The sequence below is a fragment of the Paenibacillus alba genome (assembly GCF_013204855.1).
Taxonomy (GTDB): domain Bacteria; phylum Bacillota; class Bacilli; order Paenibacillales; family NBRC-103111; genus Paenibacillus_E; species Paenibacillus_E alba.
The window spans coordinates 73,467-87,130 of the sequence record NZ_JABMKZ010000024.1; the positions used below are offsets into that span (position 1 = coordinate 73,467).

The window sequence follows — 13,664 nt, forward strand, 5'->3', positions numbered from 1 at the left end:
CATCTTCTTTTAATGAACCATGGCTATAATAAAGATCAACCCCCCTTTAAAATATAAAACTTAGACCCGCAGCCCGTTGCTGTGGGTCTCTTTTTTTGGCTTATCGCATCCCACAAGCTTGGAATCCCTCCCTCACTCTTGTTATAATGTATAGAAACTAAACAAAAGGGCGGCAAAGCCATGGATAACAACCTCGTTATTACGTACAAATTTCGCGAAATTAAAAATGCTATCTCCTCCTATTTGACACAAGTGCTGCCCCCCTTTCACATCACGCCGATCATGATGTATGCATTGGAATTTCTACGCAAGCATCCGGACTGCATCGCCGTTGACATCGCCAACGAATTCGGATTAACCCGCGGTGCCATCACACAGCTGCTGGATAAATTGGAAGAGCGGGACCTCGTTGTTCGCAAGCCACATCCGACAAGTCGTCGGAGTCATCTGCTTCAGGTAACTGACAAAGGAAATGCGCTGATAAATGAGATTCTTCTGGCGTATAATAACAAAATCGAGCAGCTCTTCAAGCCTTATACAGCAGAAGAACTTGTTCAGCTCCAAAAGTTGTTGGAGAAATTGCCGCTATAACAATAGAAATGAGAATAAGTACTGATAAGAATCGAATTGGCATCCAAGCTGGTTCGATTTATTTGTTGTCAGCTGCCAGTTTAAACTTGACTATTTTGTTCTCTTTGTATATTGTATAGTTATTAAACAGTTTATAAATTTAACATTGGAGTGATCATAGATGAGCAAAATTATCGCAATTACAGGAGCATCATCGGGTATCGGCTTGGCAACGGCTCAGAAATTCGCTGAATTAGGTTGGACGGTTTACGCTGGAACAAGACACGTAGAGAGGGATCAAGCTCTGCACGCCAAGCAGGCAAATCTTCACTTCATTGAAATGGAAGTTACAAGTCCGGCGTCGATGGATAAGGCTTTTGCTGAAATCGACAGGAGTGAGGGCCGGATTGATGTTCTGTTTTGCAATGCGGGCTTCGGCTTCCTTCGAGCGTTGGGCCAAGCCACGATGGAAGAAATCCATCAAGTTTTCGATACGAATGTCTATGGCGTCATGCATACGATTCGTGCAGGTCTGCCGCTTCTGCGCAAATCCGCGAGCGGTCATCTTATTGCAACAACAAGTGTCGGCGGTTTAGTCGGGCAACCCTTCAATGAAATTTATTGCGCGGCAAAATTCGCCGTGGAAGGCTTATTGGAAAGCTTGGCTACTTATTACAAGCCTACCTTCAATATTGATGTCACGCTGCTCGAGCCTGGTGCGATTGCAACTAACTTCAACAGCACGGTGCTTGGACATGTACAGCAAACCGGAGGTATTCTAGAAGATGAATACAAGCCGATGCTGACGCAGTATATGGATGCCTTCGCGAAGCGGAATGTTGTCCCTCAAACGTCGGAGTCCGTTGCCGATGTCATGGCGAAGCTCGTCGACATGGAGCCCAAGCCGCTCCGTATTCGAACTTCAGAAGCAGCCGACACCTTCGTTCAATACAAAGTAAGCCAAGACCCTACGGGTTTGGACGGCATGTTGAACACGCGAAAGCAGCATTTGAACTTATAAAGATTTAGAAGAACCTACCTTCATCCCTTTGGATGAAGGTAGGTTCTTTTGGTTTCCGCATATGTGAGAGAAAACCTGCTATTGTGCATCCTTTTGTGCTTGGAATAGCCTCTATTTGATAGATTCCTGCGATTGTGCAGGTTTTTACGGCTCATTTCTGATTTCGGGATGAAAATGTTTGAAAAACCTGCTTTATCGCAGGCTTTTCCTCTTTTGAACCATTTCAAATGAAAAATGCCTGCACTTTTGCAGTTTTCAGCCTATTTGCTGGTGGGATGGGCAGCTGTGAGAAATGCACACACACACAATTTCCCACAATGTTACGATAGGATGTCCATAATCTTTCGGTAAAGTGAAGAAGTAAGGGAAACACATTCCCCACTATCACATATATCGAGAGGAGTTTTCTACCATGAAAACACAAATCAAACGTTACACAAGTCGAGTAAGTCTTCTAGCCTTCGCCGCAACTATGGCCTTCGGAGCAGTTGGCGCTTCTGCCGCTGATTCCAATACGGAAACAAAAGAACTTACTACGCTTACCGCAGCAAACACAACAACCAGTACAAGTTCCTTCCAAGTACAGGCAAGTGCAGCCAGCTTGTTGTTCCAACCCGCGCATCAAAGAAATTATTTGAAGCTCCTAGCCAGTACTTACGCTCCAGAAACTTTGACGCAATGGAAACAGGCACTGGAGGATCGCAAACAAGCAGAGAACGAATTGCCGAAGATGGCCACTTTCCGAAGTGTAACCTTGAAAAATGTGGACGGTTCAGCAGTTAAAGATGATACTAAGGCCACTACTATTACTAGCGAGTCTGTTGTAGCCGGTGAAGCGATTCCTGCACTTCCAGCCATTGAACTGTCGGACAAAGATGCAAAACTTTCCCCTAGCGATACCATATTCATTAAAAGGTTGAACAGCGATGAATTGCCAAGTACGGAAGCTGTCCAAGCACTTCCATTTGAGGGCGTGACTTCGGGTGCTATAATGAAAGGTGAGCCTACAGAATCCTTTAAACGCCAGCAAAAGCTTGCCGAAGCCGTAGAAGCGGACGACGCGGCAACAATCAAAAGCTTGTTGCCTGAGCTGCTGAAAGATTACAAAAGCGAGACAGAGTCTATCCGTACGATGGCTGTAAAAATCAAAGAAGCAGCAGAAAAAGCAAAAGCAGAATCAACAGAAGAATCCAAAAAATAGATGAAATCGGCTGTACGAATCCGGTGGAACCGCGCGCAAAAACTGCGAACGGCTCCACCTTTTCCCCATCGCAGACAGAGAAGAAGGAGAAACGATTATGTATCACATTTATTTAGTGGAAGATGAAGAACATCTAAGAGGATTATTAGCCGCTTACTTGGAGAAAGAGGGGTGGCAAGTGCGTTCGTTCGCTGATGGAACATCGGCAAGATCAGCTATCGCAGAGCGGCCGGACTTGTGGGTCCTCGATATTATGCTTCCCGGCGTAGACGGGTATCAGCTGATGCGGGAGATTAAAGCCGATCAGCCGACGCAGCCTGTTATCTTCATATCCGCTCGTGATGCGGATATTGACCGGATTATCGGTCTTGAGCTTGGGAGTGATGATTACTTGGCCAAGCCTTTTCTTCCTCGCGAGCTTGTAATTCGTACGCGCAAGCTGTTGGAGCGCGTATACGGCGGGCATTATGCGGCGGGCAAGGCAACAGCCTCTCAAGAACGGCGCTCCAAGCTGACGTTAGCTTCCTATTTGATCGATGAGCAAGCTCGCACGGTGACAGATGAGCAGGGCAGCAAATTAGAGCTGACTTCCAAAGAGTTTGAACTGCTGCTTTACTTCATTAATCACCATGGGCAAGTTCTAGAACGTGAACAAGTGTTGACAGCGGTATGGGGAATGGATTACTTCGGAACGGATCGGGTCGTTGATGATTTGGTGCGCAGAATTCGCCGCAAGCTGCCGGATTTGCGCTTAGAAACCGTATATGGGTACGGATACAGGATGGTGAAAGCATGAAACTTAATCTCGTGCAGTGGCCGCTGGCTCTTAAACTTTGGGGAGCATTCGCCGCGTTAACGTTATTCATTTTTACACTTCTCGCACTTCTGCTGCCTTGGACTTTAAAAGGCTTCTTCACCGAGCAGCTTTATGACATTTTATTTGATACGCAAAGCGGCCTCAAAATGGAAACTACTACGTTAACAGCAGCGCAGACTTCCGTCATGCCTGCCTTGCCTTTATCGTCCTTCTCCAGGACGACTTCGAGGGCTCAGCCCATGATCTCTGACGAAAATGGCATTCTGCTTGTCCCCCGAGTAGAGATGGGGACAGCAGTGGCTGGCATTTCGGCTGATTCCACGCTGGCCACACAAACGATGGCACCGCTAACTGGCACATGGAGCGGTCCGTCCATCCGCCATTTCATGATAAGCGGAACCGCACTCGAGCAGACGATCAGCTCCACTACCACAGTCCAAGAACCTTTTATGCAAGCTATGGAGAAAGACGCAATGGCTCAGATGATTCCTGTCGAAAAATACACCCGCAGTATTGACAACAAAAGCATTTTCTACGTCATTCGCAAAGAACAGTTTCAAGGGCAGCCGAACTTTATCGTGTCTTATGCCTGGGGCAATTATCGCAATGATCTGGTCATGACCATGTTCGGCAGACTGATGCTGATGATGGTCGGACTTATCGTCATTAGCTGGCTCCCTTGTTTGCTGCTGGCTCGTTACTTCACACGCCCGCTCATTCAAATGGAGCGCCATGTGGGACGCATGGCTGAACGCGATTGGCATGAACCCATCGAAACCGGTCGCAAAGATGAGATTGGCCGCCTTGCCAAAGCGATCGAATCCATGCGCCAGCGCCTCGTGCGGCAGGATCATGCCCAGCAGTTTTTCCTGCAGCATACCTCGCATGAGTTGAAAACGCCTGTCATGGTCATACGCAGCTACGCGCAATCGATTCAAGACGGCGTCTTCCCGAAGGGAACCCTGAGCGACAGTGTGGGTGTTATTATGAAAGAGGGCGAGCGGCTGGAAAAGCGTATTCGCGATCTGCTGCTCCTGAATAAGCTGAACTATGTGACCGCAAGGGATAAACCTTTCAAAGCCTTCGACATTCAAACCGTCATTGAAGATGTTGTAGAGCGGCTGCGCTATCGCCGTCCTGAAGTCGAATGGGAGATGGATCTCGCCCCGTCTACCCAGCTGGTGGGTGATCAAGAGCAATGGAAAATTGCTTTGGAAAACTTGCTCGACAACCAGCTTCGCTATGCCAAAAGCCGTATTCAGATCCTAGTAACCGCGCATGAGCATGCGGTAAAAGGAAGCTTCCAGCTCTCAGAGCTGCGAATGAGCAATGACGGCCCGCTTCTGGATCAATCCATCGCGGACAACATGTTTGAGCCTTTCCGCTCAGGCGGAGACGGTCAATTCGGCCTCGGACTAGCGATTGTGAAGCAAATTATGGATCACCATGGCATGTCCATTTACGCTGAGAATGATCGAAACGGCGTTTCGTTCTATATTGCGCCTGCTCAGCAGAACCCTAATAAAAAAGATCAGAACGCATCATAGACTATGGCGTGCTGCCTCTTTGCTGGCTTAGAGCAAAGGAGCAGCACGTTTTTATTTGCTGACCCTTCCTAAATAAAATCCGCCTAAAAAAATCGTCAAAATCAAAATAAAATGCAGCAAAAACCAGCCTAATCTTCCATATTGCAACCACTCATGGTGAATGGACTTCCGGCTTTCTACCGGTATGACCATGCCTCCTACCCATTCAAAAACAAGCAGGTAAATCCACCACCAGGTGTAAGAATCCCAAACGTCCCAAAATTTCACGTAGTGAATAAGCTCCGTTTTATGCAAAGCCAACGTTTCCCCCAACATGCCGACATGCACCATAACCCAGTAAAATGGAATTTTCCAAGCCCACATAGCAGGACTAAACCTCACACCAAGCAAAACGAAAAAGGAGAATACAGCAATAATCGTCGTTATTGGCATGGGTGATAAGCTCGGAAATAGTCGAATCGGAAAGCTGTAGAGTCCTGTTTCTACGAAGACATAACAAAGAATCACACTGACGACAGCACTCATAAGAAAAAGGACGCTGTATCTTTTCCAGTTATGACGCATGATTAGCAAAGATCCAATAAGTGTAAGTGTTGTGAATATCAGCTCAATCAGAGAATCGGTATCAGTGAAATTAAGCATCCTAAAGATCATCACTTTCGTTCAGAGATACTACAGTATCCGCATATTTTTCCATTTTAATCCAATTATTTGGTTGACCTCGAATTATTTCCCATAAATATGGAAAAAGTAGTATACGCAGAACGATTTCGAGGGGGAGCATTACTATTCATATCATCATATGCATGTGGGTATTAGCAGCGGCTTGGCGCTGGGGGGACTGGAAGCAATTCAAACAGTACTACCCAACGATGTTGTACATCTCTTGTTTAAAGCTTCTCTATGAGCTTTTTTCCCATGAAGCGCATTATGAATGGCATTTAGAGCCCGATTTTTTCTTAAACTATACCGGCACCGTGCTGCTCCATACCTTCCTCATCTATCCTTTAACAGCATTTCTCTTTCTCTCCAACTTCCCAATGACAAATACATTATCGAAAATGTCGCATATCCTCAAATGGACACTGATGTATATCATCATTGAATTGCTGGGCTACAAACTGGGGAGAATTACCTATCATGCTGGCTGGAATGGCTGGTGGTCGTTGGTTTTTGATCTCAATATGTTTGTTATGCTTCGATTGCATTATATCCACCTCCTATGGGCCATGCTGCTTTCCTTGCTATGCACCCTTTTTTACCTCTTCTATTTTGGTTACTTGTATTAGTTAAACTCGCCAAAAGATCAACGTGAAAAGGCCGTCTCTCTGGCAGTTTAATACTGCTGAAGAAACAGCCTTGGCGGCGGCGAACCTTATTTTACAAGCGCAGCAAGCACATCATCGATCTTCTTGCCATCAGCGATCGGACCGCTTTTCATCCACGTTTCAAAGTTCACTTGATACACATGTCCTTTTTTGACTGCCGGAAGACTCTGCCACAGCGGATTGGCCAGCAATTCCTTCGTCTTCTCCTCGGCTCCTGTATCCGTTGTAATAAAGATATGATCAGCATCCAGCTGCGGGATCATTTCCATGGATAACGGCACGACTTTCCCATTTTTGTCCAAAATTAATTCCTTGACAAGCTTCGACGGCGCAAGCCCCAGATCTTGATAAACAACAGGTCCGGCATAACCCGGGCCGCCATAAAGACGAAGTTCTTTCGTGTGAACACGAACGATGGCAATCGTCTGGTCGCCAATCTTTTGTTTGATGGCAGCTCCGGCCTGCTTGGCTCTCTGGTCATAGTTCTCAATGACATCCTTCGCTTTATCTGGCTTGCTGAATAGATCCCCTAGGGTGCGAATAGTCGCTCTCCAATCTGCTCTCGCATCCTTGAAGGCGTACATCGGAGCGACCTTGGAAAATTGGCCGTACCTTTTCTCGTCATACACATTTTCCAAAATGAGATCAGGCGCCGCTTCTAGAACAGCCTCTACACTCCCGCTCACATCGATGGACGGTATCGAAAGGCCAAGATAGTCCTGCCCGCTCCACGTTCCGATCTTAGATTGCTTGAAGGGTTGAATGCCTAACGACAGCAGCTCGTCCTCCAGATAAATACCAAGAATACGCTTGGGATCAGCAGGAATCTTCACTTCATGACCGATTTCATCCTTAACGGTCTTCTCTTGAGCTGCAGGCTTGGCAGATGCCGTTTCCTTCGCAGTACTGCTTGGGCTGACTGTCGCTGTGCCCGCGCTGCCTCCCGATGCAGAATTCGTATTCTTTGACCCACACCCTGCAACGGATACCCCTAATGTGACAGCCAATACCCCCATCATCCATAAACGAGATTTGCTCATATCTATTACCACTCCTTGCGCCATTACTGAGAATCGTTATCAATTGTATCGTAACCCTCCTAGGCTGCCAAGGACAAAACCGTTCATTCAGATGGACAATTGTGACATCCAGCCTATCCCAAGAAACGCAACGCTTCCTCAATCTTCATGGAATTCATCAAAATGCCGCTGCTCATCCATGTATAATAATCCGCACGGTAGACGTTCCCTTGCTTCACTGCCGGAATCTCCTGCCAGCCTCGGCTGTCCATCACCGTCTGTGCCTTCTCTTCACATCCAGGATCAACGACAAGCAGCAGCCGATCTGCATCGAGCTGTGACAAGAGCGGCATGGACACGCTGGCCCAGTAGTCATCCCAAGCCAATCTGCGCACAAGACTTGGGGCCTTCAGTCCCAAATCTCCGTACAGCACTGGTGCCGTATACGAATGCATCGACCCGCCATACAAACGAATTTGATCCGCGTGGATTCGCAGCAAGGCAACCGTTTGCTCGCCGATAGCTGCTCTGATCTGTCGCGCTGCTTCTTTGCATTTGTGCTCATAACGGAGAAGCACCTCGTCCAACGCCTCTGATTTGCCCAGCAAACCAGCGATTTCCCCCAAAACGCGCCTCCACTCCTGCTTGTAAGGGATGGTGAAGGTTGGTGCGATTCGATTCAGCATTCTGTCCAGCTTAGGATCAATGTACTGGCTGCAAAGAATCAGATCCGGCTCAATTTGCAGCAGTTGGCTCAAATTACGGTCGCCTAACTCGGCCTCCTGCTCTCCTAAATGAATGGATCTTCGCAATTTCGCCGCCAAGGGATGCGCCCTATCAATCATGGACGTGTAAGGGATAACCCCTAGTGCGAGCATATGGTCTAGATACGGCGAGAATAGGCATGCCACGTGATTTCTTTGTTTATCGATATAGGCTGACGGCGACATCCCGACCTCTTGTTTGAATTTGCGGCTGAAATAATACTGTTCTCCATAGCCGGCGTATTCCGCAATCCAGCCAATTGACGCTTGACCGCGAATCAGCTCCCGTTTCGCATGATTGATGCGAATGTTCGTCAAATATTCACCCAGCGTCTTGCCCGTCTCTTTCCTAAATAAACGAGAGAAATATTCCGGGCTCATGCCAGCCATTTCCGCAAGCTTATCTCTTGTAAGATTGTCCTGGAAATGACGCTCCATATAGTCGATTATCCGGGTAATTCGCTCCTTCGCTTGTCCGGCAGCTTCGTTGCCCAGATCTTTCATCACCCAGTAAAGGAGCTCTTGAAAAACAACATTCAAACGGAATCGTTCGACACGTTCCTCACTATCGCGCTCCATATAGAGCCGTTTGGCGAGATCTACTGCTTGAGCGAGCGAATGTTCAGGGATACCGCCGCACCATACTTTGTCACTTTGGCCCACATCCCCCCATAAGCCTACCGTCTTCTGATCGTAAGGAGCAGCCTCGAAGGTGAAATCGTACCACGCCAGTCCTTCCCCCGTGCTCAAGCTGGCAGCCGTATACGTCCCCGGCCGCAGCAGACAACAGCTCCCTCGTTGAAGGGGAATCCACTCGCCATCGACCATGCATTTGCCTTCACCACCTATGACAAGCAGCATTCTGTAGACTTCCGGGATCTGCAGCTTGATGGATCCATCCGTGTCCAAACGATGATAGTGAATCTGAAGCAGCCTAAGCGCCACTTCATCCAGCGGCAGCCATCTTGCTAAAGCCTCATTCATCGCTGATCCCTCGTTTCCTTCTGTCTTTTGCCTTAGCGTAGCACAAAACGGCTATTCGTGCGTTCTCAATCATGCAAAAAAACCGATATCGATTTCATCGACACCGGTTTCTGCAAGCCCTATAGATTAGGCGTTAACTTTTGGTTTAATTACTTCAAGTGGTTTGTGATTGCCGTATTTCGGATACTCACGCGTAGTTGGAGCAGCCCAATGAACCGCATTGCTGATGACGCGGCGAATTTGCTCGTTGTAATACGTACGGTAAGTTTCATGTCCAGGACGGAAGTAGAAGATCTTCCCGTTGCCACGGTTAAATGTGCAACCGCTGCGGAAAACTTCTCCGCCTTCGAACCAAGAAACCATGATCAACTCATCCGGTTGTGGAATATCGAAGTGCTCGCCGTACATTTCCTCTGCTTCCAAGTCGATGTACTCGCCGATGCCTTCTACGATTGGATGACCTGGGGCAACAACCCAAAGGCGTTCCTTCTCGTCGGCTTCACGCCATTTGAGGTCACAGGAAGTGCCCATCAGCTTTTTGAATACTTTGGAGAAGTGTCCGGAGTGCAGCACAATGAGTCCCATGCCTTCCCATACGCGCTTTTGAACGCGATCTACGATAGCGTCCTGTACTTCATCATGCGCTTTGTGTCCCCACCAAATCAGAACGTCCGTGTTGTTCAGAACTTCTTCGGACAAGCCGTGCTCAGCGTCATCTAATGTGGCATAAGTGACATCAACTGCTCCTGCCAACCCTTCACCAATCGCTGTGTGAATACCGTCCGGGTAAGCCGCGCGTACAATTTCACTCTCTTTTTCATGACGAAATTCGTTCCATACCGTAACTTTTAGTTTCTGACTCATTTTTTTATTCCCTCCAAGATAGCGTATTCATTCATACTTCTGAGTATAGACAGTAACCTGCTTAAAATAAAGACAAGATTCTGCCTACTTCTTATTCAATAGTGTCCTTTACTCCGAAACAGTGGTATACTCATTCCTGATAAACCCTTACATTTACTAACTTTTCGCGTATTCAAAAATGTCCTACTTACGAATTGCGAGGTATGCATTAACCATGGAACCTATCCATCGCCCCGGACCCTTAACTGAAATCACAAATGAAGAAGTCATTTATCAGAACCCTTTGCTTTTTTTGAAAATATGGGAAATGATGCATGAAACCCCGCAGGCTGGTCCTCCTTCAGATTGGGGTTGGCATTCACATATGCAAGTTGAATTTCTGCTCGTTGCTCAAGGTCAGCTCGGTGTCCAAACCAAGCATGATTATACCGTTATGACGCCGGGAGACATTATGGTCTTCGGATCTTCCCAGCCGCATCGAACGCATACGTATGCACCAGGTCCCTTAAGACAAATCGTTTTCCAGCTTGATCTCAAGCAGCATTTTGACCTTAGCACCATGCCCTATCTGCACCGCTTCTCCGAGCTGACGCATCCACTAGAGGCATTCAATGAGGTATTCCGCGACAACCCTGCCGTTAAACAGGAAGCTTATGCACTCGTTATGCAAATTTACGAAGAGTCGCAGTCGCGAAAGATTGGCTATGAGCTGGCCATCAGCGCAGCGATCAAGAATCTGCTACTTTTGCTGCTGCGCAATGATCATCGCGACTTCTCCGGTTTCACCGAAGACTCCGGCATCTCCCGGGTACGTCCAGCACTGGACTACATTGACAAACATCTCAGTGAGCGTATTACGGTTGAAGACGTCTGCAGCGTACTCAATTTAAGCTATCATTACTTTATTAAGTATTTCAAAAAGGTCATGGGGATATCCTTCGTCGACTACGTAAATTACAAAAGAATCAAAAAAGCCGAACGCCTCCTTCTCACCGGCGACCTCAGCATTATGGACGTAAGCTATGAAGTAGGCATCCTCAACATGGCGCAGTTCTACAAGCTCTTTAAACGCCACAACCAATGCTCGCCCAAAGAGTTCAAACAGCGCATGCGCAGCCAAGTGGATGTGATTCCGTTTTTGGCGCAGGCGGATTAGGCGGGGTGAAGTTGCAGTAGCTTGCTCTGGTGAATAAAGCGGGGAGGAGCTGAGCTGCTTTCCGTGGCTGGCGCGGACGGGTTAGCCGATGGTGCAGCTGCGATGCTCCTTCGCTCGCGCCGACGGTTAGCTGATGGTGATGCTGCGATGCTCCTTCGCTGGCGCGGACGGATTAGGCGATGGTGATGCTGCGGAGCTCCTTCGCTCGCGCGGACGGGTTAGGTGATGGAACTACTGGGGAACCAAAGTTGGGACTGCTTAAGCTGGATGATTGGAGGCTTGGTGGTTCGAGACTCAGTGACTCGAGGCGGAACACTTTGCCGGAGCACTCTTCTCGTGGCCAGGGACTCCAGTCTAGAAGCCCTAGAGCTATAGCCTCAAGGTAAAAAGCCTTCCTGGCTCAAAAACACACACTCCTGCGGAAAATGCCGCAGGAGCTGTTCGTGAACGCGTCTATACGCATCCCGACTGTACCAGTCGGTCAGCCCCAGCGCGTCATAGATCTTGCGCACGCCGATGCGTTCCGTGCGCTTGCCTCCACTACCATCGCCCATGAAATAGTCGTCGATGCACACACGATCCACGATGCCCGCCAACCGCTCGGCGAATTGCTCCGAGCTTGGCAGCACAGGCGCTATCGTGGCCTGCACGGGAATGCCGCGAGCCGCAAGCTCGCGCAGGGCTTGCAGCCGCGCCGGAATCGGCGGCGCGGACGGGGTGAATGCTCGGCGTACCTCCTCGCGGTCCGTCTCAACCGTCATGCTGACTCTCACTCGGTCGCCGAGCAGCTCGAACAGATCTGCATCCCGCGTGACCAGCGGGCTGCGGGTCTGTACAAACAAGAAGTCCGGCGGATGCACGGACATCACCTCCAGAAGCGAGCGGGTAACCCGCTCCTTATGCTCAATCGGCTGGTACGGGTCCGTCGCCGAAGACATGAAGATCTTGACGGGCCCTCTGTTTTTGGCGCGGGCCAGTTCCTTCGCCAGCAGCTCGGCTGCGTTATCCTTAACATCAACGAAGTCGCCCCAGCCCTCGTCGCGAAAAAGAGCCACCGGCATCTGCCTCACATAGCAGTAAGAACAAGCAAAGACGCACCCAGTGTAGGGGTTTAACGTATGCGAATAGCCCTCTAGAAAACCGCTAGCTTTGGTCAGAAGCTGCCTCGCTGATTTATGGCTTTTTTTTATAGACACTAGCTACCTCCTCTTGCCTACTGCTTACTGATTGCTTCTTACTCCTTGCTACTAACTACTTACTACTTACTCTTACTACTTACTCTTACTCCTACTCCTACTTCTACTTCTACTCTTACTCTTACTCTTACTCTTACTCTTACTCTTACTCTTACTCTTACTTCTACTCCTACTCCTACTCCTACTCCTACTCCTACTCTTACTCTTACTCTTACTCTTACTCTTACTCCTACTCCTACTCCTACTCCTACTCCTACTCCTACTCCTACTCCTACTCTTACTCCTACTCCTACTCCTACTCTTACTCCTACTCCTACTCCTACTCTTACTCCTACTCTTACTCCTACTCCTACTCCTACTCTTACTCTTACTCCTACTTACTACTTACTACTTACTACTTACTACTTACTACTTACTACTTACTACTTACTACTTACTACTTCTTATTTACTTCTCTTACCTATTCCCCATCCCGTTACCTCATAGCTCCACTTGCCTACCTCATCCAAATCCCGCACATCGGAAATTCCCCACCGTCAAACGGAACCATGCTCCTCTATTTGCCGAAAACAACGCAATATTTTACTGAAAGGGAACTGAGATCCGTTATTTCGTAGAAATTGTGCAATTTGGGGCTCAAAGCGGCGAAATAGCGGACCATAGTTCCTTTTGGATATAAAATCACACGTTTTGGCTCATATAGCGGATCTCAGTTCCTTTTGGATGGGCAGAGATCTAGAGTTTGGACCACCTAGGGTGGATATCATAAAGGAAGAGCTGCCCATATGGCTAAGCAACTCTGAAATGCCTGCAATTGTGCAGGCTTTTTCAACGCGATGGTGTGAAAAGAGGGGAAAGCCTGCGATTGTGCAGGCTTTTTGGGCATTTTCATCTTGGAATCAAGAAAATGCTTCAAAAACATGCATAATCGCAGGAATTTTTGGATTTTGGGCTGAACCAAGCCCAAAAGGATGCATAATTGCAGGAATTATGCGAAAAAGCATGCAAACTAGCTGGGCTCAATTCACAGAGCCATAACAACACTATAAGTGATCACAGTTCCCTCTGTTCAAAAACTACACACCTTGATGCCTCAACTCTCACGCCTCCCACACATCTCGGTGCCCCACATCTCTCGGTTCCCACGCACCTCGATGCCTCACCTTTCACGCCTTCCCAAGCAACTCGGTCCTACTT

The 13,664-nt window shown here is 48.2% G+C and carries 12 protein-coding genes; 7 read left to right on the forward strand and 5 right to left on the reverse strand.

Annotated features, from left to right (window positions below; all coding sequences use genetic code 11):
- Nucleotides 1-180: 180 nt before the first annotated feature.
- From HQN90_RS25045 to HQN90_RS25065, 5 genes are all read left to right on the forward strand, one after another.
- Nucleotides 181-591 (forward strand): MarR family winged helix-turn-helix transcriptional regulator, encoded by a 411-nt coding sequence (locus HQN90_RS25045; protein ID WP_173223793.1) that lies wholly within the window; start codon nucleotides 181-183, stop codon nucleotides 589-591.
- Nucleotides 592-751: 160 nt separating this feature from the next.
- Nucleotides 752-1,591 (forward strand): SDR family oxidoreductase, encoded by an 840-nt coding sequence (locus HQN90_RS25050; protein ID WP_173223795.1) that lies wholly within the window; start codon nucleotides 752-754, stop codon nucleotides 1,589-1,591.
- A 412-nt stretch (nucleotides 1,592-2,003) separates the two neighbouring features.
- Nucleotides 2,004-2,792: a hypothetical protein gene (locus HQN90_RS25055; RefSeq protein ID WP_173223797.1), complete on the forward strand. Its 789-nt coding sequence runs from the start codon at nucleotides 2,004-2,006 to the stop codon at nucleotides 2,790-2,792.
- A 94-nt stretch (nucleotides 2,793-2,886) separates the two neighbouring features.
- The gene (locus tag HQN90_RS25060) at nucleotides 2,887-3,588 is read left to right on the forward strand and encodes a response regulator transcription factor (RefSeq protein WP_173223865.1); all 702 of its coding nucleotides are present in this window, start codon (nucleotides 2,887-2,889) and stop codon (nucleotides 3,586-3,588) included.
- Nucleotides 3,585-5,156 (forward strand): HAMP domain-containing sensor histidine kinase, encoded by a 1,572-nt coding sequence (locus HQN90_RS25065; RefSeq protein ID WP_246362825.1) that lies wholly within the window; start codon nucleotides 3,585-3,587, stop codon nucleotides 5,154-5,156. The genes HQN90_RS25060 and HQN90_RS25065 overlap by 4 nt, the downstream gene beginning before the upstream one ends.
- A gap of 51 nt (nucleotides 5,157-5,207) precedes the next feature.
- Here the strand turns inward: HQN90_RS25065 and HQN90_RS25070 are convergent, their stop codons facing one another.
- Nucleotides 5,208-5,798: a CBO0543 family protein gene (locus tag HQN90_RS25070; protein ID WP_173223799.1), complete on the reverse strand. Its 591-nt coding sequence runs from the start codon at nucleotides 5,796-5,798 to the stop codon at nucleotides 5,208-5,210.
- Nucleotides 5,799-5,962: 164 nt separating this feature from the next.
- Between HQN90_RS25070 and HQN90_RS25075 the strand changes: the two genes are divergently transcribed.
- On the forward strand, nucleotides 5,963-6,445 hold the full coding sequence (locus HQN90_RS25075) for a CBO0543 family protein (protein WP_173223801.1): 483 nt from the start codon (nucleotides 5,963-5,965) through the stop codon (nucleotides 6,443-6,445).
- Nucleotides 6,446-6,531: 86 nt separating this feature from the next.
- On the opposite strand, the gene HQN90_RS25080 is transcribed toward HQN90_RS25075, so the two are convergent.
- The 3 genes from HQN90_RS25080 to HQN90_RS25090 form a co-directional block, all read right to left on the reverse strand.
- Nucleotides 6,532-7,524, reverse strand: coding sequence for an ABC transporter substrate-binding protein (locus HQN90_RS25080; protein ID WP_173223803.1), 993 nt, complete (start codon nucleotides 7,522-7,524; stop codon nucleotides 6,532-6,534).
- Nucleotides 7,525-7,637: 113 nt separating this feature from the next.
- Complete coding sequence (locus tag HQN90_RS25085; RefSeq protein WP_173223805.1) at nucleotides 7,638-9,251, reverse strand: AraC family transcriptional regulator; 1,614 nt, start codon at nucleotides 9,249-9,251, stop codon at nucleotides 7,638-7,640.
- Between the two features lie 126 nt (nucleotides 9,252-9,377).
- The gene (locus HQN90_RS25090) at nucleotides 9,378-10,115 is read right to left on the reverse strand and encodes a ThuA domain-containing protein (protein ID WP_079410388.1); all 738 of its coding nucleotides are present in this window, start codon (nucleotides 10,113-10,115) and stop codon (nucleotides 9,378-9,380) included.
- Between the two features lie 214 nt (nucleotides 10,116-10,329).
- On the opposite strand from HQN90_RS25090, the gene HQN90_RS25095 reads away from it, so the two are divergent.
- Nucleotides 10,330-11,271 carry a helix-turn-helix domain-containing protein gene (locus HQN90_RS25095; RefSeq protein ID WP_173223807.1) on the forward strand — a complete coding sequence of 314 codons (942 nt, stop codon included), beginning with the start codon at nucleotides 10,330-10,332 and terminating at the stop codon, nucleotides 11,269-11,271.
- A 377-nt stretch (nucleotides 11,272-11,648) separates the two neighbouring features.
- Here the strand turns inward: HQN90_RS25095 and HQN90_RS25100 are convergent, their stop codons facing one another.
- Nucleotides 11,649-12,467: a radical SAM protein gene (locus tag HQN90_RS25100; protein WP_173223809.1), complete on the reverse strand. Its 819-nt coding sequence runs from the start codon at nucleotides 12,465-12,467 to the stop codon at nucleotides 11,649-11,651.
- Nucleotides 12,468-13,664: the final 1,197 nt, after the last annotated feature.